Annotated in this window: 21 protein-coding genes and 3 pseudogenes; 12 read left to right on the top strand and 12 right to left on the bottom strand. The window is 36.1% G+C overall.

What is annotated here, in order from left to right; genetic code table 11:
- Window positions 1-28 precede the first annotated feature (28 nt).
- From B5P40_RS28535 to B5P40_RS28500, 8 genes and pseudogenes are all read right to left on the bottom strand, one after another.
- Window positions 29-354, bottom strand: a pseudogene (locus B5P40_RS28535) (GNAT family N-acetyltransferase).
- A 14-nt stretch (window positions 355-368) separates the two neighbouring features.
- A complete protein-coding gene (locus B5P40_RS28530; RefSeq protein WP_080019745.1) occupies window positions 369-626 on the bottom strand; it encodes a DUF4022 family protein in 258 nt (85 codons plus the stop codon).
- Between the two features lie 53 nt (window positions 627-679).
- Entirely contained in the window at window positions 680-2,509 is a 1,830-nt protein-coding gene (locus tag B5P40_RS28525; RefSeq protein WP_113710304.1) for a monovalent cation:proton antiporter family protein, read from the bottom strand.
- 268 nt (window positions 2,510-2,777) lie between these two features.
- Window positions 2,778-3,089 carry a cytochrome aa3 quinol oxidase subunit IV gene (gene qoxD, locus B5P40_RS28520; RefSeq protein WP_078203679.1) on the bottom strand — a complete coding sequence of 104 codons (312 nt, stop codon included), beginning with the start codon at window positions 3,087-3,089 and terminating at the stop codon, window positions 2,778-2,780.
- Window positions 3,090-3,692 carry a cytochrome aa3 quinol oxidase subunit III gene (gene qoxC, locus B5P40_RS28515; RefSeq protein WP_002029841.1) on the bottom strand — a complete coding sequence of 201 codons (603 nt, stop codon included), beginning with the start codon at window positions 3,690-3,692 and terminating at the stop codon, window positions 3,090-3,092.
- Window positions 3,693-3,705: 13 nt separating this feature from the next.
- On the bottom strand, window positions 3,706-5,640 hold the full coding sequence (gene qoxB, locus B5P40_RS28510) for a cytochrome aa3 quinol oxidase subunit I (protein ID WP_002063826.1): 1,935 nt from the start codon (window positions 5,638-5,640) through the stop codon (window positions 3,706-3,708).
- A 33-nt stretch (window positions 5,641-5,673) separates the two neighbouring features.
- Window positions 5,674-6,549 (bottom strand): cytochrome aa3 quinol oxidase subunit II, encoded by an 876-nt coding sequence (locus B5P40_RS28505; protein WP_002010605.1) that lies wholly within the window; start codon window positions 6,547-6,549, stop codon window positions 5,674-5,676.
- Window positions 6,550-6,843: 294 nt separating this feature from the next.
- Window positions 6,844-7,051: pseudogene (locus tag B5P40_RS28500) on the bottom strand (amino acid permease); the annotation flags it as partial.
- A 408-nt stretch (window positions 7,052-7,459) separates the two neighbouring features.
- On the opposite strand from B5P40_RS28500, the gene B5P40_RS28495 reads away from it, so the two are divergent.
- The 8 genes from B5P40_RS28495 (at window position 7,460) to B5P40_RS33000 (ending at window position 15,148) form a co-directional block, all read left to right on the top strand.
- Window positions 7,460-8,170: a C39 family peptidase gene (locus B5P40_RS28495; RefSeq protein WP_033708232.1), complete on the top strand. Its 711-nt coding sequence runs from the start codon at window positions 7,460-7,462 to the stop codon at window positions 8,168-8,170.
- Between the two features lie 129 nt (window positions 8,171-8,299).
- Complete coding sequence (locus B5P40_RS28490) at window positions 8,300-9,475, top strand: amidohydrolase (RefSeq protein WP_002167120.1); 1,176 nt, start codon at window positions 8,300-8,302, stop codon at window positions 9,473-9,475.
- 1 nt (window position 9,476) lies between these two features.
- Window positions 9,477-9,674 (top strand): DUF3311 domain-containing protein, encoded by a 198-nt coding sequence (locus B5P40_RS28485; protein WP_002029838.1) that lies wholly within the window; start codon window positions 9,477-9,479, stop codon window positions 9,672-9,674.
- Window positions 9,671-11,143: a sodium:solute symporter family protein gene (locus B5P40_RS28480; protein WP_113710303.1), complete on the top strand. Its 1,473-nt coding sequence runs from the start codon at window positions 9,671-9,673 to the stop codon at window positions 11,141-11,143. The genes B5P40_RS28485 and B5P40_RS28480 overlap by 4 nt, the downstream gene beginning before the upstream one ends.
- Window positions 11,144-11,245: 102 nt before the next feature.
- Window positions 11,246-12,724: a spore germination protein GerLA gene (gerLA, locus tag B5P40_RS28475; RefSeq protein WP_113710302.1), complete on the top strand. Its 1,479-nt coding sequence runs from the start codon at window positions 11,246-11,248 to the stop codon at window positions 12,722-12,724.
- The gene (gene gerLB / locus B5P40_RS28470; protein ID WP_002159253.1) at window positions 12,725-13,849 is read left to right on the top strand and encodes a spore germination protein GerLB; all 1,125 of its coding nucleotides are present in this window, start codon (window positions 12,725-12,727) and stop codon (window positions 13,847-13,849) included.
- Entirely contained in the window at window positions 13,833-14,999 is a 1,167-nt protein-coding gene (locus B5P40_RS28465; protein WP_078176743.1) for a Ger(x)C family spore germination protein, read from the top strand. Before gerLB ends, B5P40_RS28465 begins: the two co-directional genes overlap by 17 nt.
- An 11-nt stretch (window positions 15,000-15,010) precedes the next feature.
- Window positions 15,011-15,148: a hypothetical protein gene (locus tag B5P40_RS33000; RefSeq protein WP_087945977.1), complete on the top strand. Its 138-nt coding sequence runs from the start codon at window positions 15,011-15,013 to the stop codon at window positions 15,146-15,148.
- Window positions 15,149-15,212: 64 nt separating this feature from the next.
- Here B5P40_RS33000 and B5P40_RS28460 read toward each other — a convergent pair whose 3' ends face one another.
- The 3 genes from B5P40_RS28460 to B5P40_RS28450 are packed head-to-tail and all read right to left on the bottom strand — an operon-like array spanning window position 15,213 to window position 17,567.
- Window positions 15,213-16,613: a nucleoside recognition domain-containing protein gene (locus B5P40_RS28460; RefSeq protein ID WP_078176744.1), complete on the bottom strand. Its 1,401-nt coding sequence runs from the start codon at window positions 16,611-16,613 to the stop codon at window positions 15,213-15,215.
- A complete protein-coding gene (locus B5P40_RS28455; protein ID WP_078176745.1) occupies window positions 16,591-17,313 on the bottom strand; it encodes a FeoB small GTPase domain-containing protein in 723 nt (240 codons plus the stop codon). The genes B5P40_RS28460 and B5P40_RS28455 overlap by 23 nt, the downstream gene beginning before the upstream one ends.
- Window positions 17,310-17,567 (bottom strand): FeoA family protein, encoded by a 258-nt coding sequence (locus tag B5P40_RS28450; RefSeq protein WP_070140919.1) that lies wholly within the window; start codon window positions 17,565-17,567, stop codon window positions 17,310-17,312. Before B5P40_RS28450 ends, B5P40_RS28455 begins: the two co-directional genes overlap by 4 nt.
- Window positions 17,568-18,067: 500 nt before the next feature.
- On the opposite strand from B5P40_RS28450, the gene B5P40_RS28445 reads away from it, so the two are divergent.
- The 4 genes and pseudogenes from B5P40_RS28445 to B5P40_RS33830 all read left to right on the top strand — a co-directional run bounded on the left by B5P40_RS28445 (window position 18,068) and on the right by B5P40_RS33830 (window position 21,358).
- Complete coding sequence (locus tag B5P40_RS28445) at window positions 18,068-18,967, top strand: phosphate ABC transporter substrate-binding protein PstS family protein (protein WP_078176746.1); 900 nt, start codon at window positions 18,068-18,070, stop codon at window positions 18,965-18,967.
- A 71-nt stretch (window positions 18,968-19,038) separates the two neighbouring features.
- Window positions 19,039-19,929: a phosphate ABC transporter permease subunit PstC gene (gene pstC / locus B5P40_RS28440; RefSeq protein ID WP_002090872.1), complete on the top strand. Its 891-nt coding sequence runs from the start codon at window positions 19,039-19,041 to the stop codon at window positions 19,927-19,929.
- A gap of 2 nt (window positions 19,930-19,931) precedes the next feature.
- A complete protein-coding gene (gene pstA, locus B5P40_RS28435; RefSeq protein ID WP_002010630.1) occupies window positions 19,932-20,852 on the top strand; it encodes a phosphate ABC transporter permease PstA in 921 nt (306 codons plus the stop codon).
- 54 nt (window positions 20,853-20,906) lie between these two features.
- Window positions 20,907-21,358, top strand: a pseudogene (locus B5P40_RS33830) (P-loop nucleotide/nucleoside kinase family protein).
- Window positions 21,359-21,407: 49 nt separating this feature from the next.
- On the opposite strand, the gene B5P40_RS28425 reads toward B5P40_RS33830, so the two are convergent.
- A complete protein-coding gene (locus tag B5P40_RS28425) occupies window positions 21,408-24,452 on the bottom strand; it encodes an efflux RND transporter permease subunit (RefSeq protein ID WP_113710301.1) in 3,045 nt (1,014 codons plus the stop codon).
- Between the last annotated feature and the right edge of the window lie 616 nt (window positions 24,453-25,068).

The raw sequence follows: 25,068 nt of genomic DNA, 5'->3' as shown, positions 1-25,068 counted from the left end.
AGCTTTCCCGTATTGCGGAAAGCTTTTCTTATATCTTTTTATACAATACTTTATGAAGGCCAATCGATTCAATTTCAAAGATTTCACCATATTCATGGAAGCCTAAGCGCTTGTAATAGTCAGTTACAGTAATTCGGCCATTACACCATAAAATATTTGCTTTACTCTCTTGCAAGACTTGTTCCGCTTTTTGAATTAAGGATCTTCCAGCGTGTTTGTTTCGAAAGTTAGGTAATGTTGCTATTCTACGTAGTCGGAAGAGTATTTACAATCTGTTAATAGCTGGTTGGAGCGCAAAATTTTTTGACGTAATACGTAAGTTTCAGATGTATCAATATATTTCACGCTAACCATATTAACATCTTTTCTTATAATCCTTTTTCTGTTAGTTGTATAAAGAAATAGGCAGGTGCAGCGAAAAGTCCGAGTATGCTAGCAGTTCCGATAAGGAGCGAAAGCAAAAGACAAGTGTATTTGACGCCATTTGATTTTTTCCAGCCGTAACTACAAATTTCAATGCTAACACCGATGAGAATAATGGCAACGAGTACTTCCGCTAATAATAATAGAGCTAAAGTTACAATAGACATAATGTGATCCATCCCCATAATATGTGATAGTAACATTTTACCATATGGAATGGAAAAAAATGCCCCTCATTTATGTGAGGGGCGTTTTTCTACTCTAATATGTTTTTCATTGTATCAATATGTTCTTTTGAACCCGTTACAAGTAAAGTATCGCCATGCTGTAACTTCGTATCACCATGTGGTATTAATGCTTTATTACCACGGTAAATTTGAATGACCAGTACATCACCTAAAAATGGAAGGCGACGAAGTGCTAAGCCGTTATATTTATTACTTCGTAGTTCAACCTCACGCACCGTTTCATTTGCTGTTGTAATCAAGCGAACGAGACTCGGTTTATCAATAAGTGCACGTAATAAAATACGTGTAGAGTTAATAGTCGAGAATACAGCGATATGTTCTTGAGTCGCTTTTTCTTGTAGAAGGGGATCTTCTACACTTGCGATGACGTGTTCAACACCTAATTCTTTTGCGTGTTCTGCTAATAATAAGTTTTGTTCATCATCACTTGTCGCAACAACAACACGGTCTGCTTCGAAAGCTTTTTGCTCCATTAAAGATTGAATAGTAATCTCATCTAATTTTACAATAGGGAAGTCATGAGATTTCGCTTCCTCATCATTTATTTTATTATGACGTATCATATATAGTGTTACGTCATAATCTTCGCGTTTTAAATCAAGTGATAACGGAAGGGTAATTCTGCTTGCACCAATAATAGATACTTTCGGTTTTGGTGTTTCCACTTTTGGAAACATCTTTTTAAATAATATAGGTGCAAAAATACAAGTAATAACTGCACTTAAAATAAGAGATGCTGATAAACTTGGGCTAATGATGCCTAGCTTTTCACCAATTTGTGCAGCCGCAATAACTAAAGAAAGTGTTGATGTTAACAAAATAGCACTTCCGAGTACGATATTGCGTGGGTACCATTTTCGTAAGACGAGTGATGGTAACAGTTTTGAAATAAAGAGTCCCACAATTAGAATTGGGATCATTAGCATACTAGAAGGCTCTTTAAAAATAGACCATACTTCTAGATTTACACCAACCATTACGAAGAAAATAGGAATGAAGAAGCCATATCCAATGGAATCAAGTTTTTCAACCATATCTTCATTTGGTGATAATAAAGATACGAGTACACCTGCTAAAAAGGCTCCCAAAATATTTTCTGCCCCAACAGATTCAGATAATCCAACTAATATTAAAATGAGTGCAAAAACAGCTCGTGTATCAATTTGTACACTACCGGCTTTTAAGCTTTCTAGGTATGGAATATTTTTAAAACGTCTTGCGACAAAGTAAATTACAATACCAGCACCGAATAGAAGAAGTAGAAGCCACATACTTTGGCCACTTTCGGAATTTAATCCGACGAATACAGCGAGTAAAATCATTGTAACTAAGTCTGCAATAACAGCGACTAATAAAATGATTTGCCCGATTGCGGTTTTTCCTAAGTTATTTTCTTTCAATGTTGGTACGACAACACCTAAAGAAATAGTTGAAATAATTAAAGTCATGAACATTGCATTGTCTACGAATCCTAGCCATACGAATAGTAATGATAGGGCATAAGATAAAATGAAAATAAACAAGAAGATAATGCTTGCTGCTTGAAATGTGTTCGGTTCGTTTGTCGTATTCTTTTTCCCTTTTTGTTTAAAGATCGAAAAGTCAATTTCTAAACCACTTAAAAACATTAGGAAGATAAACCCTAGTGTTGATAAGACTTGAAGCCACATGTCTGGCTCAATGATGTTAAATCCACTTTTTCCTACAAAGATTCCTGCGATAATTTCTGCAACAACGACAGGAAGTGCTTTTAATTTAAAGCGCTGTAACAAAAGGGGAACGAAAAACGCGATTGCGACGACAACCATAAGTGATAGAACAGAAGAATGATGTTCCATTGCGTTCTCTCCCTTCAAATAAATATAGTAACTATTTAGCCATATAATAGGAAGAAAAGCAACGGATATGGTTTCGATTTCATAAAGAAAGAGTTTTCTTAACATTTGTCATAATAAGTATATTTTGCATGATTTTGTTGTTAATTCCGTAATGTGGATGTAATAGGGGAGGGGATAAAGTGAAACTTTAATCAGTGGGGGTCTTACTGCTCGTTAATGGGGGATAAAAAAAGACTGCTGAGGAATCCCAGCAGTCTTTTCATGCAAATTACATTGAGAAGAAGATCCATACAGTAAGACCAACTGTTGCAGCTGCAACGAAGAAACTGTATATCATTGTAAGAACTTGAATTCTTCCTTCTCCTTCTTTTAAGTGCATGAACATAATTAATTGTAATAACGCTTGCGCAACTGCCATTATGATGATAGTTGTTAATATCGTTGAAAGTGGCAGGTTTGTGTAAAGTGCCACGTATAACGCTAGAAACGTTAGTGCAAGCGATAAAATAAATCCGAAAACGTGTGACCATGGGAATCCGCTATGCCCATGCCCGTTTGCTTGGTTGTTATTTTGACCCATTTACGCCACCATCCCGTTCAAGTAAACTAGTGTGTAAATAAAGACCCAAACAAGATCAAGGAAATGCCAGTATAAGCTGATAATAAATACTTTACGAGCTGTAACTGGTGTTAAACCTCGTTTTAAAATTTGGATAATAACACAAGTTGCCCAGATGATACCACCTGTTACGTGGGCACCATGCGTTCCAAGAAGAACGAAGAATGCCGATAAGAAAGCACTTGTTTGAATCGTTGCACCTTCACCAACGTACAAAATGAATTCTTCAATTTCAAAGAATAGGAAGCCTGCACCTAAAAGTAAAGTCAGGATAAACCAAGCTAACATTCCTTTTTGATTGTGTTTACGCATTTCGTGAATTGCGATCCCACATGTAAAGCTACTTGTTAAAAGTAACAGTGTTTGAATTAAAAGTGTTTTAACTTCAAACAATTGCGCTGGTGTTGGGCCATCAGCCGTACGACCAGCAAGGACTAGATAAGAGGCGAAAAGTGTTGCGAACAGCATAATTTCAGCCCCAAGAAAAATCCAGAATCCTAGGATATTCAATCTGCTTTGCTCGGATTGATATTCCAAAGGTAAGCTTTTATCTAAAGCCGCCATGTCATTTCACCTCTCATGCTATATGTTCTGTTTCTTTAATTTCATCAACGCTTACGTAGTAGCCATCATCATAATCGAATGAACGATAGATTAAGCAACCTAAAATACCAATACCACCGATTGCTGCAATCCAGAACCAGCTAAATACTAATGCAAAACCTGCAAGACCGAAGAATAAAGACGCAATAATAGGCACACCAGAATTACTTGGCATGTGAATTGGTTTTAATTCATCTGCTGTTGGTGTAATTGTTTCTCCACGTTTTTTCATGAACCAGAAAGCATCAGCTTCTTTAATTTCAGGAAGTTTCGCGAAGTTATAATGTTGTACAGGAGATTGAGTTGCCCATTCAAGTGTACGGCCGTCCCATGGATCTCCAGTTGTGTCACGCTCACCGTGACGTGCACTCCAAATTACGTTATAGCAAAGGATTAGGAAGCCAATAGCCATCATTACAGCACCAACAGATGCGATTTGGTTTAGCCAGCCCCATCCAAGACTTTCAGAGTAAGTGTACATACGACGAGTCATACCGTCTAAACCTAAGAAGTACATTGGGAAGAAACAGATGTTAAATCCGCTCATAAAGATCCAGAATGTCCATTTACCTAGGCGTTCATTTAACATATGACCTGTCATTTTTGGATACCAGTATGTGAATCCAGCAAGCATAGCGAATACTGTACCTGCGATTAATACGTAGTGGAAGTGAGCAATTAGGAAGTAGCTGTTATGGTATTGATAATCAGCTGCTGCCATTCCAAGCATAACCCCTGTAACTCCACCAACTACGAAGTTTGGAATAAATGCCAATGACCAAAGCATTGGAACTGTAAAACGAATACGTCCTTTATACAGTGTAAACAACCAGTTAAAGATCTTAACACCGGTTGGAATCGAAATCGCCATTGTCGAAATCGAGAAGAATGAGTTAACCGCTGGACCTGCACCCATAGTGAAGAAATGGTGAAGCCATACGACGAAACTTAGTAAAGAAATTGCAACCATCGAGTACACCATCGCACTGTAACCGAATAGACGTTTACGTGAGAATGTACTAATGATTTCAGAGAAAATACCGAATGCCGGTAAAATAACAATATATACTTCAGGGTGACCCCATACCCAGAATAGGTTGGCCCATAACATTGGCATACCGCCGCTCGCCATCGTAAAGAAGTGAGCATCGAATAGACGGTCAAATGTCATTAATGCAAGAGCAACTGTTAATACTGGGAAAGCGAAAATAATGATAATTGTTGTAATTAAGATTGACCAAGTAAACATTGGCATTCTCATTAATTTCATACCAGGTGTACGCATTTTTAAGATAGTAACAAGGAAGTTAATACCCGTCATCAGCGTACCGAGACCTGAAATCTGTAATGCAATTGCGTAGTAGTTATTTCCTACACCAGAAGTAAACTCTGTACCTGCCATTGGGAAGTAAGAAGTCCACCCAGCGTCTGGAGAACCACCGATTACGAAAGCGATGTTGAATAACATTGCTCCGACAAAGAATAACCAGAAACTTAAAGCATTTAAGAACGGATATGCAACGTCACGAGCACCAATTTGTAATGGTACTACAAGGTTCATTAATCCCATAACGAATGGCATTGCCATGAAAAGAATCATTACCGTACCATGTGTTGTAAAGATTCCGTTATAGTGTTCAGCGTTTAAATAAGTTGTTTCCGGGAATGTTAACTGGGCACGAATCATTAAACCATCCATACCACCACGGAATAACATTATAACGGCAGAGATAATATACATGGTCCCTATTTTTTTATGGTCAACAGTTGTCAACCACTCATCCCAAAGCCATCTCCATTTTTTGTACTTTGTTAGTACGAAAAGAATCGCTAATGTCACAAGAACGATAGAAGCGTCAGCTCCGTAAATAATCGGGTCACCTGTGACAAAAAATTCATCAAGCTTCACTGTGTTCACTCCAATCTGTTGGAATAATAGCTATTATTTTTTGTTTTTGTAGTAGTTGTAATCACAATATTCAAGTGATTTTGGATCTACATAACTTAAGTGGTGACTAGAGAACGTCATACGCCCCACTACACCAGGTTTAATAATTTCGTTATATTTCTTTTCTGATAATTTAGGGGCAGTTTCTTGTACTTCTTTTACCCACTTATCATATTTCTCTTTAGTTTTTGCTTCAACTTCGAATTCCATGTGAGTAAATCCTTCACCAGAGAAGTTCGAGCTACGACCTAGGTAAGAACCTGGTTTGTCAGCTTGTAAATATAAGTCCATGATCATGCCATCCATTGTATACTTCATACCACCAAGTTCTGGTACCCAGAAAGCATTCATTGGACCTACAGAAGTCAGTTTAAATTGAATTGGTACACCAGCTGGGATGTTTAAATAGTTAACGGTTTCAATTTTTTCCTCCGGGTAACTAAATAACCATTTCCAGTTTGCAGATGTAACATAAATTTCAACTGGTTTAATATGTTTGGACTCTTGCGGAACCTCTTCCGAAGCATAAGTTGCTTTAACTGTTGGAATCGATAATGCGATAACGATAATAACAGGAATAATTGTCCAAATGATTTCTAATAATGTGTTACCATGTTGATCAGGTGGCTCATAGTCCATATTCTCTGGTTTTTCACGATAACGAATCAAGATGACTGTAAACAAGATGAATACAATTGCGATAATTAATGACATAAGCAAGAATGACCAAACAATTAAATCATACTGTGCTTTTGCAACAGGTCCTTGCGGATTTAATACTGCGAGTTTTTTATCACAGCCACCGAGGAACAGAAGTAATGATAACGGAAGAAGCGAAGCCAACTTCCAAAATGCTTTCTTTAGTTGCACGATTGAAAATCTCCTTTCTCCTTGGATTGAAACTATGCCAATAAAACAATATAAACCTATTAATTTATAGATGGCAATAGTTTTTGTTATATTGTTAAAAAATAGACACAAATGCACGCTTTTTAAGGTGAATATCATTTGTAACTTGATAACATTGTAAACTATTTTCCAGATAAAAACGTGATTGTGGGAATTTTAAGATAAATAAAGTTATACCAACATACCCAATAAATAGAAAAAAATTATCTTATCATAAGGAAAAATACTGAATTTTTAATATATTCAGTTTGTTGCCTAGGTTATATTTCTTTTTTGCTCAAATGTGACAACTTTCCGAAACTTTAACTCGGTATAAAATGTAACAAATGATCATAAATGGAACCCAGCAATAAAGAGCAATTCTCTGATCTGGAATGAAAGCTAAACTAACAAATGTAAGGAAATTGAGTGAGAAAGCTACGATTGGAACTATTGGATAAAGTGGTGTGCGGTATTTTAATTCTGCTTGTTCTACTTGTTGATTCATATGTCCCTCCCCCCATATTTTTTTGTATGTTTTAACTAGATTTTATTCGGTGCTTTTAATCATTAGTGGGGGTGAAAAACATACTTGGTTTATTTTGTTGTGAACTGAGTATGTAAAGGGAAAACTAACTATGACTAAATACCTTAGAATGTTTATTAACCTAGTGAAGGAAACGTGATTCTTTCACTGGGTTAATAATTTTGTTTTTTAGTAAAAAATTCTGAAAAATTATATTTTTTTCTTTCTATTTCGAACAATCGGAATTTTAAAAAGGTATTTGTGAATAATAATTCACAGAATCTTTCTAGCAAACTAGTAAGAAGAAAGGTACAATGATAGGAGTTGTGCCTTTAAAATAATTGATATAATGGAGTTTGGTTTATGATGAAAAAGTTAAAATATATTTTTATTTTCGGTATTATATTTGCTGTCGTGTTCTTTTTCGAGAAAGATAAAATTATGAAAAAGGCACAAGAATTTCGGTTAGACCTGTTCTCTGAGATGAAAGAAAGTGCAATGATTACAGAGGTTCCGTTTATTAGACAGTTACCTGAATTACCTAGAGGTTGTGAAGTGACAAGTTTAACTATGCTACTACAACATAAAGGTGTACAAGTAGATAAGATGCAACTTGCTAGTGAAATTCATCGCGTTCCATTTAAACAAGATGGTTTGCATGGAAATCCGTATGAGGGATTCGTTGGAAATATTTACACGAAAGCTGAGCCGGGATACGGTGTATATAATCAACCGATTTTTAATTTAGCAGAAAAGTATGTTCCTGAAAAAGTAATTAATTTAACAGGTAGAGACGTGCAAGATCTATATAAAGTAATTAGTTCTGGTTCTCCAGTATGGGTAATTATTAATACAACGTTTAAACCATTAGCCGAAAGTAGTTTTGAAACATGGAATACGAGTTCAGGTAAAGTGAAAATTACATATTATGAGCATAGTGTTGTAGTAATTGGATATGATCAAAACTTTGTATACGTAAATGATCCTCTTGCAAACAATCCACGAAAAGCTGTTCCTCGTGCTGAATTTGAAAAGGCATGGGAGCAAATGGGGAAACAAGCAATTACTATTTTATAAAATGAAAAGTCATCTTGAGATGGCTTTTTCTTTTTGAATATTCATTATAGAAAATTCTGAAAATTCTTTCAGAAGTTAACGATTCACGCTATAATAACATTTAACTTGGTAAAGAAGGGGAGAAGAGAAATGGATGTCGCAAAGGAACTTGTTTTATCAAAGAATCAGTTGATTGAGTGGAGAAGGCATTTTCATAAGTATCCAGAGTTATCTTTTCAAGAGGAAAAAACATCTCAATTTGTATTCGACATACTTCGGGAAATCCCGTATTTAGAAGTCTCAAGGCCTACTAAATATAGTGTAATGGCAAGGTTAATCGGTAGGCAGCCTGGTAAAACTATCGCGGTTCGTGCTGATATGGATGCTCTTCCTATTCATGAAGAAAATAAGTTTGATTTTATTTCTATATATCCAGGTGTGATGCATGCGTGTGGTCACGATGGTCACATGGCAATATTGCTTGGTGTAGTACATAAGTTGGTAGAGGAAAGAGAGAAAGTTAAAGGAGAGATTCGCTTTTTATTTCAACATGCAGAAGAAAACTTTCCAGGCGGTGCAGAGGAAATGGTCGCAGCGGGAGTGATGACAGGTGTGGATTACATTATTGGTGCTCATCTTTGGGCGTCATTAGAGGTTGGAAAAGTAGGTGTAATTTATGGTCCTGCGATGGCGGCGCCGGACGTTTTTAAAATTACGATAGAGGGAAAAGGTGGGCATGCTGGAATTCCGCATGAAACAGTTGATAGTATCGCCATTGGTGCGCAAGTAGTTTCGCAAATTCAGCAAATTGTATCTCGCCTCACGAATCCGTTAGATTCTCTCGTAGTATCTGTTACGCAATTTCATTCTGGGACAACTCATAATGTTATCCCGGAACAAGCGGAGATTGAAGGGACAGTGAGAAGTTTAAGGCATGAATTAAGAGAAGAAACAAAGAAGAAGCTTGAAAGGATTGTAAAACATATTACAGAATCCTACGGTGCTAAGTATACATTTTCTTATGAATATGGATATCGCCCAGTTGTGAACGATTATGAAGTTACAGAGCTTATTGAACATACAGCATTACAGCTGTATGGAAGAGAAAGAGTTGTTCGTTTACAGCCAACGATGGCAGGGGAGGATTTTTCAGCATTTTTACAAAAGGCACCAGGGACGTTCTTTTTTATAGGGGCAGGAAATGAAGAGAAGGGAATTATATATCCGCATCATCACCCTCGTTTTACAATTGACGAAGACGCATTACCAATTGGAGTGGAAGTCTTTGTATCATCCATTATGAATTTTATAAGTAAAGGAGAATGAGATGAAAAAAATACACGTGCTAGCACTTATTCCAGTTCTTTGTTTAGTAGTTGGACCAGTATTTGCAAATTCGGTCACTCCTTACGTATGGGGGATGCCATTTTTATTATTTTGGGTACTATTATCAGTGCTCATTACGTCTCTTTGTATGGGTCTTGTGTACGTATTCGATCCTGCTAATAAGGGGGACGTAAAATGACTGCATTATTTATCATTATTATATTTTTGTTTCTCGCACTATTTTTAGGAATTCGGGCACAACATGGAAAAGATATGAATTTAGAACAATGGTCAGTTGGAGGAAGAGGATTTGGAACTATTTTCGTTTTTCTCCTTATGGCAGGGGAAATTTATACGACGTTCACATTTTTAGGAGGAAGTGGCTGGGCTTATAGTAAAGGAGCTCCTACATTTTATATTTTAGGGTATGGTGCATTAGCTTATATTTTATCGTATTTCTTATTGCCTCCAATTTGGAAATATGCAAAAGAACATAACCTCATTTCACAATCAGATTTCTTTGCGAAGAAATACAAGAGTAAGACGCTTGGGGTAATTGTTTCAATTATTGGTGTTATTTCGATTATCCCGTATCTTGTTTTGCAATTAAAGGGATTAGGAATTATCGTTTCGGAAGCTTCCTATGGAAGAGTGACACCTGTTATTGCGGTATGGATTGGTGCTATTGTTATAACTATTTATGTAATGGTTTCAGGTATACATGGATCGGCTTGGACAGCTGCTTTGAAGGACATTATGATACTATTTATCGTTATGTTTTTAGGTATATATTTACCGTATCACTATTACGGAGGATTTCAACCGATGTTTGAAGCTGTAGAAGCTGCAAAACCAGGTTTTTTATCTTTACCTGAAAAGGGAATGAGTATTTCTTGGTTTGTTTCTACTATTATATTAACGGCTCTCGGTTTTTATATGTGGCCTCATACATTTGCCTCAGCTTTCTCAGCGAAAAGTGAAAAAGTATTTAGGAAAAATGCAGCAATTATGCCTCTCTATTCTTTAGTTTTGCTTTTTGTGTTCTTTGCAGGTTTTGCTGCTATCTTGCAAGTTCCAGGGTTAAAGGGAGCGGATGTAGATCTTTCATTATTCCGTCTGGCTCTTCAAACGTTTGATCCATGGTTTATTGGTATTATTGGTAGTGCAGGAGTGTTAACGGCATTAGTTCCAGGTTCCATGCTTGTTATGGCGGCATCTACGTTGTTAGCAAAAAATATTTACCGAACAATGGTGCCATCTGCTTCAGATAGACAAGTTGCAAAAGTAGCTAAGTTATTTGTACCTGTTGTAACGCTTGTTGCAGTATTGTTTACATTTAAAGGAGGAGAAACGATAGGGGCTCTTCTTTTAATGGGGTACAGTATAGTTACGCAACTTTTCCCTGCACTTGTATGTAGTTTGTTTCCACGGCAGATTATTACGAAGCAAGGTGCGATTGCGGGGATGGGGATTGGGTTGTTAATTGTCGCATATATTACCTTATCTGGTTCAACTATAGCTACGATGTTTCCGAGTTTTCCGCAATATATAAAAGATTTAAATGTAGGTATAGTCGCATTGTTAATGAATATGATTGTGATGTTTATCGTTAGTGGATTCACGAAAAGTGTATCTATAAAGACAGACAATATAATAGTAGAAAAGTAACCCGCGTGTTAGAGCTATCTTCGAAAAAAGATAGCTCTTTTTTTGTATATATTTTCTTCTATTAGCGGAATCTAACTAAAAACTTGTTGAAAAGGAAGTTAGGTGGGGAAATTGTTAGAGCTAAAAGGTAACTTGTTTGAAGTTATGAAGGAAATTAGAGATGAGTTAGGTTCACCTAATGATTTAACAATTAGAGAAGTTGCTCTTGCTGGTAGCATTACACGTTGTGCGGTTGTTTTTTTATGTGGATTGACAGATAAGGATAATGTTTATAAATATGTAGTTCGTACACTTCAGTATGAAGAAATACCAAATGAAGCAGCTGTGGTTCAGACATTATTGGATCGTTTAATTTCTATTGCAGAAGTCGGTATGAAGACAACTTTTCCAGATATTATAAATGCGGTTTTAGCAGGAGATACAGTCATATTAATTGATAATATTCAAACGGCTATTGTTGTTAACAGTAGGGCTTGGGAGAAAAGAAGTTTAGAACCACCTGTAACAGAAGATTTAATACGTGGGCCTAGGATTGGATTAAATGAAGATATTAATGTGAATAAAATGCTAATTCGCCGTGGTTTACGTGATCCGAAGTTACGATTTCAATCTTATATTATGGGGAAGCGATCGCAGAAAGAAGTAACCCTAATATATATAGAAGATATTATTAACCCTTACATCGTAAAAGAGCTAGATCGGCGTCTTCAATCAATAGTGACAGATATTATTTTTGAGACGGGTACGATTGAGCAATTAATTCAAGATAATAATTTGTCACCATTTCCGCAGTTTTTAAATACGGAGAGGCCTGATAATATTGTGGCCTCATTAGCGAAAGGAAAGGCGGCTATTTTAGTCGACGGATCACCGTTTGCTCTTATAGCTCCACTAGTATTTGTTGATATTTTTCAATCTGTGGAAGATCATTATGAGCGTTGGATAATTGGGACGTTATTAAGGGTTTTACGTATGGGATCAGGTATTGCTGCTGTTTTATTACCTGCCATGTACGTAGCGCTTGTATCGTATCATCAAGGGCTTATCCCATCTAAACTAGCTTATTCTATTGCGGGAGCGAGAGAAGGGGTGCCATTTCCGGCATATATAGAAACGTTAATGATGGCATTAACGATGGAGTTAATACGAGAAGCAGGAATTAGATTGCCAAAACCGATGGGACAAACAATTGGGATTGTAGGCGGTCTTGTAATTGGAGAAGCGGCGGTGAATGCAGGGATTGTAAATCCGTTCTTAGTTATTATTATTGCAGTTACTGCAATTGCTACATTTTCACTGCCTGTATATAGCATTACAATTACGTTTCGGATTTTACTTTTTGTCTTTGTGTTAGCGGCGACTGCTTTTGGATTGTACGGAATCATTTTAGCTCTTATTGCACTTGCGGTTCATATTACAAATTTAAAGAGTGTTGGGGTTCCGTATACAACACCTATTGCTCCTGCTTTTTATAAAGATTGGGAAGAAGAATTGGTTCGCCTACCAAAATCAATGTTAAAAGAGAGACCGGAATATTTACAAACAAAAGATTCTACAATACGTCCAAAGGAGCGAAAATAATTGAAACCATTTGAGTATGGCGATGAAGAGATTGGATCTCGGGAAATTGGCTTTGCGGTATCGTCAACCATTATTGGTATAGGGGCATTGTCTATGCCGAGAGATATTGCCGATCAAACTTTATTTTCGGACGGTTGGATTATTTTACTTTTGGGTGGATTGATATGTGCGGTTTTAGGTTGGTTTGTAACGAGGGTAGCTATTTTATTCCCAAAACAAAACTTTGTTCAATATACAAGTGCGCATTTGACGAAACCTGTTGCGTACACAATTAGTAGCATTTTAGTATTAACGTTTGCAGCTTTGACAGCATATGAATCGCGAATGATTGCGGTTATTTCACAAACATATTTATTTAGTGATACACCAATACAGCTATTGTCTTTCTTCTTCTTATTAGTTGTTATTTATGGAGTAGCAGGATCGAGAGCGGCTTTATTAAGGTTAAATGTTCTATTCTTACCAATTGTTTTAATTGCGATAGTGCTTCTTTCTTTATTGAATGTGAACTTAATGGAAATAGATAATTTACTACCGGCTTTTCAAACGAATGTCAGTCAGTATGCTGTAGGAGTTAAGAATTCTATTTTTACATTCATCGGATTTGAGGTAGCTCTGTTTTATGCTGTGTTGTTGAACGATAAGACAGCGAAAAAAGCGCCAATGGCAGTTGCAAAAGCGGTGATAGTAAACGTGTTGTCATACATTTTAATTTATGTAACTTGTATTAGTGTTTTTACGTATATGACAACACGTGGATTGACATATCCAACAATTGAATTAGGGAAAGAAATTGAAATTGGTGGAGGGTTTTTAGAAAGATTTGATGCGATTTTTTTTACTACTTGGATTATTACTATTTATAACACTACAGCAATGTATTATGACGTCGCATCTTTATTATTTTGTGCTATGTTTCCGAAAGTGAAGAAACATATTTTCATTTTTGTAAGTGCCCCGATTATTTTTATGGTGAATATGATACCTAGTAATTCGAAAGAATTGTCAAATTACGGGACTTATTTAGCTTGGATAGATATGGGGTTTGTCGTGCTAGCGCCTTTGTTAGTTTTTATTGTATATAAAATAAAAAGAAGGAATGGTAGAAATGAAACACCTTCTTAAAATTATAATGGTTATGGTTTTAGCTGGATCTATCAGTGGGTGCTCTGAGTTAGAAGAAATAGAAGAAAGAGGATTTGTAGTAGGTGCAGCTTACGATATTGTAAAGGCAAAGAAAGCACATCCAATTATGAAAGGGACGTATCAGATGGTACTTCCCAGTAAGTTAGCGCAGCAAGGTGGCCAAGGCGGTGGAGATAGTGAAAATTATATTAATGTTAGTGCGAAAGCAGATAGTGTCTTTGAGCAAATACGAATTATCGCCAAAAAAATTAGTCGTTCATTATTCTTTCCGCACATACAAGTGATAATTTTTTCTAAAGATTTATTATCGAATCCATATGTTTTACAAAATACGTTAGATGTATATATTCGCGATCATGAGATGAGAAGAAATATTCGTTTGTTTGTTTCTAAGAAAAATGCAGAAGCTATTTTAAAACAAAGTGCAAAGCCTGAAAATTTACCAGCGCAATACATTGATATGTTAGCTGAGCATCCTCCGAAAAATGCTCAAATGATCGAGGCTGCAAGAATTGGTGAGGTACAGCAAAAAATGATTGCTAACCAAAGTTTCGTATTACCTATTCTCGAACTAACAAAACAAGGGGTACAAATGAATGGGGCAGCGCTGTTTCGTGGGAAAGATAATAAGTGTGTAGGCAGTTTAAGTGGAGAACAAACATTAGGAATGAATTATATAATAGGTAAAAAAATTGGAGGTTTTTTTACTATCCGCAAAAAAGACCAGCTTATTACATATGAAATTCATAAGATGCACCGAAAGATTAAAGTATCTACGGAAAATGCTACAAAACCAAAGTTTAATATTCACTTATCTCTGGAAGGTACATTGGCTGAGTTGCACTTTAGTGATCATAAAAAGGTTTTGAATGAAAAGCGTTTAGAGAAGGATATTTCAGAGGAAATGGAGAAACGCATCCAAAAATCGATTAAGCTTGTTCAAAAAAAATATAAGGTAGATGTATTAGCATTAGGGGAAGTATATAAGCGACATAATTATAAAGAGTGGAAAAAGATAAGTAAGAATTGGGATCAAGGCGAAAATTACTTTAGTAATGCTGAAATTACTGTTCATGTTCATCCAACAATTGCACATTCAGGTTCAGCTTTACCGAAGAGAGTGAAATAAGGTGACGGAAGTTGTTTACTGGATTGGGAATTAGTTGCACTATATTAATGGCGGTTCTTCCAGGGACTATATATTTTATTCATAAAAAACTTACAACGTATGGTGCCCAGCCGTGGAAAAAGGATGCGCAAAAAAAGAAACCTGAATAAGTTTCAGGTTTCTTTTTTGCACAAAGCATATGTTGAAGGGGGATACCTTCTATGTATACTTTGCTTATACAAGCCCTAACCAATGTACCAATTGTGTAGAGAGGAATGTAACAACAATGGCGATAACGGTAGGGATTGCAAACGATAAGAATGTCCACTTTGCACTTTTTGTTTCTTTATATATGTTAACCAGTGTTGTTCCACATGGGAAATGAAGAAGTGAGAACAACATTGTGTTTAACGCTGTTAACCAAGTCCAACCATGCTCTAAAAATAGATTTTTAATTTGATTAAAATCATCTATTTCAGTTAAAGCGCCAGTTGATAAGTAAGACATTAATAAAATTGGAATAACAATTTCATTAGCTGGTAGTCCAAGAATAAACGCTGCTAGAATAAATCCGTCAAGTCCTAACATTTTAGCAAATGGATCTAAGAAGTTCACAAAATGCATAAGTAAGCTCGTGTCACCGACGAAAATATTAGCGAGTATCCAAGTTAATACAGCGGCAGGTGCAGCTACAATTACAGCTCGTTTTAAAACATATATTGATTTATCGAGCGTTGAACGCACAATTGTATTCCAAATTTTTGGTTTACGGTATGGTGGTAACTCTAACGTATAGTGAGTTGGAACACCTTTAAGCGCGGTTTTTGATAAAACCCAAGAAACAGTTAACGTTACAATAACACCAATTACGACCATTCCAACGACAACGCCGGCAGTAACAAGTGTTTGCATGCTACCTGTATATCCAGCAGCCATAAATAATGAAGCCATTAAGATTAATGTAGGCCAGCGTCCATTACATGGGACGAAGTTGTTTGTTAAAATGGCAAGCATACGCTCACGTGGTGATTCGATAATACGTGTTGACATAATAGCGGCAGCGTTACATCCAAACCCCATTGCCATAGTTAAAGATTGTTTCCCATGCGCACCAGAGCGTTTAAATAAACGATCCATGTTAAACGCAACGCGTGGTAAATATCCATAGTTTTCTAATAGGGCAAACATAGGGAAGAAGATTGCCATAGGTGGTAACATAACGCTAATAACGGCTCCGGTACCACGGAATAAACCAAGTATTAAAACGCCATGTAGCCATTCTGGTGCATGCATTGCTTGGAACCAAGATGTTAAATATCCTTCGACCCAGCCGAAAAATTCAGCAATCATCTCGGATGGCACGTTAGCACCGGCGATTGTAAGATAAAAAATAATAGATAAAATACCGAGCATAATTGGAAATCCCCAAATAGGAGAAGTGAAAATCTTATCTAATCTTTCTGAACGATATAATTTATCAGTATTCGTATATTGGACAGCTTCTTTACATATACTTGCGGAGGTTCGATAAATATCTCCGACAATATCATCTCGTATGTCCTCTTTTGAAAGTGTTTGTGCATGTTGAACAATATAGTCCAGCGGAAGAGCTTTACTGGCTGAGTGAGATTCCATTTATTACGACCTCCCTTACAAGTGGTTCGTTATGATGTTTTTGAAGTGCAGTTAAGAAATTTTTATCTCCATCTAAAATACGTAACGCAATCCAACGTGCTGGATACGTATTGCCGAACACTTTATAAATTTGTGGTTCTAATTCTTGAATCATATTTTCAATTTTTTCATTATAAGTAATTTTAATTGGTGTTGGAATGAGTTTTTTAGTTGCTACTTTAGCAATGACGCTTAGTAAATGTCCGATACCAACTCGGTTTCGGGCTGAAATTTTAACTACCGGTACACCAAGTGATTTTGCTAATTTCTTTTCGTCAATAATGATTCCTTTTTTCTCCGCTTCATCAATTAAGTTAATACAAATGACCACATCGTTTGTCATTTCCATTACTTGGAGTGCTAAATTTAAATTTCTCTCCATTGCAGTTGCGTCTATAACAACTACAGTTACTTCTGGTTTTTCAAATATAATATAATCTCGTGCGACTTCTTCATCTGCCGAATTTGAATACAGTGAGTAAGTTCCAGGTAAATCTATTATTGTATATATATTTCCGCTATGCTCATATTCCCCTTCAGCTTTTAAAACAGTTTTCCCCGTCCAGTTTCCAGTATGTTGTTTTAAGCCTGTTAAAGTATTAAATAATGTACTTTTCCCGGTATTCGGGTTACCAGCTAACGCAATGCGATGGTTACTCATCTGAAATCATCTCCTATTAATATCCCGAAAATAAGGGAGCTTTCTTCACTACGCAGTGCAATAGTTGTGTTGCTTACTTGATAAGCGACTGGGTCTCCAAGTGGGCTGCGTTGTAATACTTTAATTATCGCTCCAGGAAAAAAGCCTAAATCTAATAAACGTCGTTTCATAGTTCCTTCTAATTGTATCTTCTCAATTTGTACAAATTCCCCTGTTCTGAATTCGGAAAGGGGTTTAGTATTAGCCGATACCATAAAAGTTACCTCATCTCTATATTTTTAGTTTTAGTTTAAAAAGTTTCCTTAGGTAAACTTTTTGATACTAATATAGTAGACTACATTTAATGATGCTGTCAATTAGTACTTTAAAAATATTCAAATATTTTTAGAATTGTTCCAATTTATTTAGTTGTACCGAAAAATATTACTGGAATTCTTCTTAAAGTAAGAGTGTAAAAGCTTAAAAATATAGGGGAATTGTAAATGTAGTTTTAACCTAAAGGGAAAAATACAGAAAATCATTTACATTGAATTTACATTGTTAAGATTAAATTTACAATACTACGTGTTTAGTGTGGGTTTTGTTGGCTTTTTCAACTGTAAATGTTGGAATGTCTAGCTTTTAGGGGATGTTATCTCTATTTACTTAAACTTAAAAATTGCTTAACACTCACATAATATTGTTGTCCTACAATGAATTTGTGTTCGAAAGAAGATGAATTCGAAAAGTGATAATCCAAATGGGGGTACAAGACATGGTTATGAAAAAGGGTATTAAATTTTCTTTAGCGGCTTTAGTTGTTGCAGGTGCATTAGTTGGATGTGGAAAAGCAGAAAGTACGGATAATAAGGAAGCTGCTAAAGGTAGCGATGCAAAACAAGAATTATCAGGTACGATTGCAGCGGCTGGCTCTACAGCTCTTCAACCTCTTGCGGAGGAAGCTGGAAAGAAATTCATGGAGAAAAATTCAAAAGTTTCTATTCAAGTTCAAGGTGGCGGTAGTGGAACTGGGATCAACCAAGTAGCATCTGGTGCGGTACAAATTGGTAACTCAGATGTTCCAGCTGGAGATAAAATAAAAGATGCTGAAAAAGCAAAAGAATTAGTAGATAACAAAGTTGCGGGTATCGCATTCGCACTTGTCGTAAATAAAGATGTAAAAGTTGATAACTTAACAGTAAAACAAGTGCAAGATATCTTCACTGGAAAAGTAACGAACTGGAAAGAAGTAGGCGGAAAAGATGAAAAAATCAATGTAATTAACCGACCGGCTTCATCTGGTACACGTGCTACTTTTGAAAAGACAGTGATGAAAGACGCTAAAATTAATGATGGAACTGGTACAACACAAGATTCTAACGGTGCTGTAGAGCAAGCGATTAACTCTACTCCAGGTTCAATCAGCTATTTAGCAATGTCTTACATGGTAGGCGATAAAAAAGGTGCATTGCAAACTGTGAAAATTGATGGTGCTGAACCGAAAGTTGAAAACATCTCTGCTGGTAAATATCCATTCTGGTCTTACGAGTACATGGTAACTAAAGGTGAGGCAAAAGAAGCGACAAAAGCTTACATTGACTATGTAAAAGGTAAAGATTTCGAAAAACAAGTAGAAGATATGGGTTACATCCCAATGTCTAAATTAAATAAGTAATAAAATTTTGTGGGGCTGGCTGCAAGGCCAGTCCTGTTCATTTCAATCTATGAAGTGGGGTCTGTCCTGTGATGAAGGGGAAAAAACAAATTAATTACGTAAAGAGTGAATATATAGGTAGATCACTTGTTACGTTTTGCGGTATCTTTATTGTTTTTATTACATTAGCTATTATTGCGTTTATTTGCGGCAAAGGAATTCAATCTTTCACGCAAAGTGGTATCTCATTTTCTGAGGTGTTAACTTCGACAAAATGGAATCCAAATGCTGATCAAGGTACGTATGGTGCTGTAATCTTTATTGTCGGTTCGACACTTGTGTCGTTAGGTGCTGTAGTCATTAGTGCACCAATTGCTATAGCTCTTGCTATATTCATGAATTTAATTTCGCCGAAGTTTGGCAATAAAGTATTAAAGCCTGTTTTAGAATTATTAGTTGGTATTCCATCAGTTGTATACGGATTATTAGGGGTTACGATCTTGGTTCCTCTATTACGTGATTCGTTCGGTGGAGTGGGCTTTAGTTTAATTGCGGGTATTATTGTCCTGAGTATTATGATTTTACCTACTATTGCTAGTATTGCCTCTGATGCAATACGCTCTGTTCCGTTTGATTACTTGGAAGCTTCTTACGGTCTAGGATCGACGAAATGGCAAGCGATTAGCCGAGTTATTGTTCCTGCTGCAAAACAAGGGATTTTAACAGGTATAGTTTTAGGGTTAGCGCGTGCTTTTGGTGAAGCGTTAGCGGTTCAAATGGTAATCGGGAACACGATTAAATTACCGGAAGGAATATATAGTCCAACAGCAACGTTAACAGGTATTCTGACAATGGATATGACGAATACATTGAACGGAACAGCTTGGAACAACGCGCTATGGACGTTAGCGATGATTTTACTTGTTATTTCATTCCTGTTTATTTTAGTAATTCGAGCGATTGGTCAAAGAGGTGAGCGATAATAATGAATGCAAGAACGGTAAATAAAGTTTGGACAGGTATCTTTTATGGGGTTGCAGCTTTAGTTGTAGCTTTGCTGGCTTTTTTAATGTACGAAATTCTGCAAAAGGGATGGGGATTTTGGGATCCTAGTTTCTTATTCGGAGAACCAAGCAATACAAGAGCTGGTGGGGGAATTGGTCCACAGTTATTCAATTCTTTCTACATGCTTGTTATAACACTTATTATATCTATTCCTCTTGGACTAGGGGCTGGAATATATTTAGCGGAGTATGCAAAACAAGGTCGTTTTTTAAGTTTTGTTCGTTTATGTATTGAAACAATGGCGTCTTTACCTTCTATTGTTGTTGGACTATTTGGCTTATTAGTATTTGTTACCATGACAGGCTGGGGATATACAGTAATGGGTGGAGCTCTTGCTTTAACTATTTTGAATTTGCCTGGTTTAACACGTGTTTGTGAAAATGCGATTTCTGAAGTTCCTCATAATGTAAAAGAGGCGAGTCTTGGACTAGGTGCAACGAAATGGCAAACGATTGCCCGCATCATTATCCCGTCTTCGTTACCACAAATCATTACAGGTATTATTTTGGCGGCAGGCCGTATATTCGGTGAAGCTGCGGCGTTAATTTATACAGCGGGTTTAACATCACCTATTTTAAATTCAGCAGCGGACTTCTCGAGCCCCTCGCATCCTTTAAATCCATTTAGACCAGCTGAAACGTTAGCTGTTCACATTTGGAAATTAAACTCTGAAGGGATTATCCCAGATGCGAAGTTAATTGCAACGAAATCTGCAGCTGTATTAATTATTATGGTATTACTCTTTAATATCATTTCTCGTTTCGTAGCATCTGTATTACACAAGCGTTTTACAGGAGCGAAAAAAAGTCGTAAAACGACGAAGAAGGTAAAAGCAGCATAAATTGAAGGTAAGAACTCTCTGTTTATAAACAGGGAGTTTTTTTCGGTCATTTTGATGTTAGCAGGTGCAGTTATTGTAGATCATGATGTCGTGAAATCAGCATTATTAAAATCATTAACGGCAAAGGGGATTGAATCAACAGTTGTTGCGGGAGTCTCCTATGATATTGAGTGGGAACTGATAGGTTTTTTGTTGGAACAAGAACATAGTGTTATATTAGATAGTCCATGACTCTATGATGGGATGGTTGAAAAAGGAATAGGTTTATGTCGGAAGTATGGTGCTACATATAAACATATTGAATGTTATCTTAATAATATAGAAGAAATTAATCGTAGGTTACAAACACGTGAACATAAGATAAGTCAGTAGAATCAGAAGTAGCGTTTGAAAAAAAGTGGCTAGATGGCAGTAAAAGGATTTTAAATGATGAATATCTTCTTGTAGATTCTGGTAAGTCGCTAGAGCGATATACGAAAAATGTGCTAGATTATATCAATAGGTAGGGAATTCTAAAAGGCGTTATCTTCAATTATGAAGATAACGCCTTTTAGTTTAAATATCAGGTGTTTCTGTAGAAGTACTTATTTTTCTGCGGGAGCGTCTTTTTCTCCCGATTTTATCTAATAGTTCATACATAACGGGAACGACTACTAATGTAAGAACGGTTGAAACTGCCAAACCACCGATTACAACGACGGCCAGACTTTTGGATACCATACTTCCAGCTTGAGATTGACCGAATAGGAGTGGTAGCATAGCGACGATTGTTGTTATAGCTGTCATAATAATTGGGCGTAATCTAGTAGATCCTGCTTCTAGTAAGGCTTCTCTTGTTTCCATACCGTTTTCCCGATTTTGTTGCACTCTTTCTATTAATACAATAGCATTTGTAACGACAATTCCGATTAACATTAATGCGCCGATCAATGAATTTACATCAACAGGTGTTCTTGAAATGATTAATCCTAAAATACCACCGACAGCAGCTAATGGTAAAGAGAATAAAATCGCGAAAGGAGCACGTGCTTGCCCGAATGTGATAACCATAATTAAATATACAATCCCGATTGCGATCCCCATAATTTTGAATAAATCTGTGAAGTTCTCTTGCATAGATTCAGTAGCGCCTGCGACATTTACTTTTGCTCCGTTAGGTAAATCTAAGTCGGCTATCGCCTTGTTTACTTCTGCGCTTACTTTGCTTAAATCTTCACTTGAAGCTTCTGCGGTAATTTGAATCGTTTCTTTCCCATCTTTATGGAAGATTTCCGTTTGAAGTTGTTTTTCTGAAATAGTTGCAATGTCTTTTAAAGGAATTGGTCCGTTAATAGGTGATAGTATGTTTGTGTTTAAAATATCTTCTTGTTTGTTAATGGATGCCTTTTTATGTTCTATCATAATAGTTGTTTTTTCATTATTGATTGAGATTTCCCCCATAGGAGATTTCTTCATAAGGAATGATACTTGTTGTGCTACTAATTCTGGTGTTAAACCGTGTTGTTCCGCTTTTGTTTGATCGATATGAATTTGCCATTCTTTTTTAGAGTCTTCTATATTTGTTTTTACTTTAGAGAGATCGTCCATACCTTTTAGTTTTGTTTCGACGATGTTAGCGGCCTTTTTTAAATTTGTTTCGTTAGTAGCGGTTACGTTAAATTGTAAGTTGTTTCCGCCTCCAGAGTCAGAGTAACTCGTTTTTATATAATCAAGTTCAGCTGGTTCAAAAGTATTATGATCCTTTTTTAATTCTTTAATATATTGGTCGATATTAGATCCTTTTTTAAAGACTACAAATATAGTTGCAAGATTGTTTTGAGTTGTCTGTCCCCATTGTGCATCTTCTGCGCTAGATCCCATTCGCAAAATAACATCTGTTACATCAGAATTAGAGAGGAGTTTCTTTTCGAAATCAAAGGCTTTTTGTTTTTTAGCTTCAGAATCATAATCACCTGGAAATGTCATGTTAACGGAAAGCATTGTATCGTCTTCAGACTTTATGTTCGCTTTCGGAAGTAGTATGTAGGCTGCAATTGATCCTGCAAATAATAAAAAAGAAGTGAGTAGAATGATAAACTTATGAGAAAGAGCCCACTTTAATGTAGTGACATATCGCGGTGAAGAATGTGAATTGCGACGTTTTGTTTTTTTGAGCAGTAAAAAAGCCATAAGTGGAACGACTGTTAATGCCACAATTAAGGAAGAAAGTATAGAATACACAACTGCTAACACCATAGGTAACATTAGTTTTCCGATTACTCCCGATACGAGACCGATAGGTAAAAAAACGGCGACTGTCGTTAAAGTAGAAGAGGTAATTGCGACGGCGACCTCTTTTGTTGCATCGAGAATAATATCTTTAGAGAAAGATTCTTTTTGTAAACGACGGAAAATATTCTCGATGACAACGATACTATCATCGACGAGACGTCCAACTGCAACGGCTAAGCCACCAAGAGTTAGAATGTTAAGTGTGATGTTAGATTGATGGAGTAAAAATAGTGTTAATAAAATAGATAATGGAATACTAACGACAGCGATGAGTGTTGTTCGGAAGCTGCGTAAAAAGATTAAGATAATGAGAGTTGCAGCAATTGCCCCAAGGATTACTTCTTTTCCCATACTAGTAACAGCATTTTCAACTTGCTCATGAGTTGAAGCTAAAAGTTTAATAGAGAATTGATCTTTATATTGCTTGCTTATATCTTTAATCTTTTTATCAATCTCTTTTCCGATTGCAACCGCATTTTTACTCGGCTCTTTCATGATGATTAATCCTGTTCCTTCTTCCCCGTTTATGTGCGAGATTGTATCGTAATGTTGTTTTAATTCAATTTGAGCAACATCTTGTAATTTTACTTGAGGTGTAACGGTGATATTTTTTATGTCATTTACATTTTTTATATCCCCGATGACACGAAGATTGTATTCTGCCTTATTAACGGTAATTGCTCCGGCTGGAGTGGAAGTTTCTTTTCCTTGTAAAACTGTTAATACTTGCTGTGATGTTACGTTTTTATCTTTTAGTTGGTTAGGATCAAGTACGATGGATAATTCGGAAGTTGATTTTCCGAAAAACATAACATTGGCAACACCATCAATGCTTTCGAGTTGTGGTACGATTTCTTTCTCAATTTGTTTTTCGTCAGCTTTTGAAAATCCGTTTTGCTTCTGGATGGTAATTTGAGCGAGTGGAATCATAGAAGTGTTTAATTGGCTAACAACAGGTTTAGTTACATCTTTAGGTAATTTAATCGTATTAATTGTTTTTTCGACTTCGCGTGCCGCGTCTTTCATATTTGCCTTGGATGTATATGCAATGTCGATGCGTGATAATCCCTCATGTGTGGAAGAAGTGATGCCATCGATATGTTCTAAATTACGAAATTGTTTTTCAAGGGGGTCAGTTACGTCCTTGGTCATCGTTTCAGCATCGAGCCCTTGAGATAATGTCGTAACAGTTATTGCAGGGTTATCGATGCTTGGTAAAAATTCCATAGGTAATTTAGAGCCGGAATAAACACCGAGTATGGAAATGAGAAAAACCATGATAATAATAGCGGCTCGGTTTTTTAATGAAAATTTTGTTAACCTATCCATAAAATAATTCCTCCATTAGTTTATTTATAGTTTTGTGGGCACTTTCTTACTATATAACAAAAATTGGATATCTTTCATTAATTAAATGTAAAAAAATTCTAACAATAATCTTAATTTAATATTTCGAGGGGAAGTTTGTTATTTGTGGAAGCAAAATTCCTGATTGGAGAGAAAAATCAGGAATTAAAGTTTTGCTCTAGTATAGTGGCCACGTTTTTTGTTACTCTACATTTAAATGATTATTTGTCCTTCTTAAGCAGAACTATGGTAATTATAAAATAAAAAAAGAAGAAGACTAAAGGTTAGGAAGTTATTGTGAAATACTGCCTGGTTGATGATAGTGTATAGTAACTTGTATACAATCAAAATGAATGTTTTAGTAGAAAGGATAAGGGTTCTTTCTATAGAAGAAAGTAGGATAGATAACTTTTTGTATTTTTTTATAAAAAATACTTGTTATTTAAAAACCATGATGGTATATTAATAAACGTCGCTGATGCGGAAACGCAGAAAACGACAAAAAAGAAATTCAAAACATAGTTGACATCGAAAAATGAAGATGTTAATATGATGAAGTCGCTTTTGAAGCGGCAGACAAGTTCTTTGAAAACTGAAC

This window comes from Bacillus sp. SRB_8 (assembly GCF_003264205.1).
GTDB lineage: Bacteria > Bacillota > Bacilli > Bacillales > Bacillaceae_G > Bacillus_A > Bacillus_A mycoides.
The sequence above is the reverse complement of the archived record's forward strand: the minus strand, read 5'-3'. Positions and strand labels throughout refer to the sequence as shown.

Excerpts from the sequence above, each read along its gene's own strand:
- B5P40_RS28530 (WP_080019745.1), bottom strand. The coding sequence starts at position 626 with ATGTTACTATCACATATTATGGGGATGGATCACATTATGTCTATTGTA.
- B5P40_RS28525 (WP_113710304.1), bottom strand. The coding sequence starts at position 2,509 with ATGGAACATCATTCTTCTGTTCTATCACTTATGGTTGTCGTCGCAATC.
- qoxD (WP_078203679.1), bottom strand. The coding sequence starts at position 3,089 with ATGGGTCAAAATAACAACCAAGCAAACGGGCATGGGCATAGCGGATTC.
- qoxC (WP_002029841.1), bottom strand. The coding sequence starts at position 3,692 with ATGGCGGCTTTAGATAAAAGCTTACCTTTGGAATATCAATCCGAGCAA.
- B5P40_RS28495 (WP_033708232.1), top strand. The coding sequence starts at position 7,460 with ATGAAAAAGTTAAAATATATTTTTATTTTCGGTATTATATTTGCTGTC.
- B5P40_RS28490 (WP_002167120.1), top strand. The coding sequence starts at position 8,300 with ATGGATGTCGCAAAGGAACTTGTTTTATCAAAGAATCAGTTGATTGAG.
- B5P40_RS28485 (WP_002029838.1), top strand. The coding sequence starts at position 9,477 with ATGAAAAAAATACACGTGCTAGCACTTATTCCAGTTCTTTGTTTAGTA.
- B5P40_RS28480 (WP_113710303.1), top strand. The coding sequence starts at position 9,671 with ATGACTGCATTATTTATCATTATTATATTTTTGTTTCTCGCACTATTT.
- B5P40_RS28465 (WP_078176743.1), top strand. The coding sequence starts at position 13,833 with ATGAAACACCTTCTTAAAATTATAATGGTTATGGTTTTAGCTGGATCT.
- B5P40_RS28460 (WP_078176744.1), bottom strand. The coding sequence starts at position 16,613 with ATGGAATCTCACTCAGCCAGTAAAGCTCTTCCGCTGGACTATATTGTT.
- B5P40_RS28455 (WP_078176745.1), bottom strand. The coding sequence starts at position 17,313 with ATGAGTAACCATCGCATTGCGTTAGCTGGTAACCCGAATACCGGGAAA.
- B5P40_RS28450 (WP_070140919.1), bottom strand. The coding sequence starts at position 17,567 with ATGGTATCGGCTAATACTAAACCCCTTTCCGAATTCAGAACAGGGGAA.
- B5P40_RS28445 (WP_078176746.1), top strand. The coding sequence starts at position 18,068 with ATGGTTATGAAAAAGGGTATTAAATTTTCTTTAGCGGCTTTAGTTGTT.
- pstC (WP_002090872.1), top strand. The coding sequence starts at position 19,039 with ATGAAGGGGAAAAAACAAATTAATTACGTAAAGAGTGAATATATAGGT.
- pstA (WP_002010630.1), top strand. The coding sequence starts at position 19,932 with ATGAATGCAAGAACGGTAAATAAAGTTTGGACAGGTATCTTTTATGGG.
- B5P40_RS28425 (WP_113710301.1), bottom strand. The coding sequence starts at position 24,452 with ATGGATAGGTTAACAAAATTTTCATTAAAAAACCGAGCCGCTATTATT.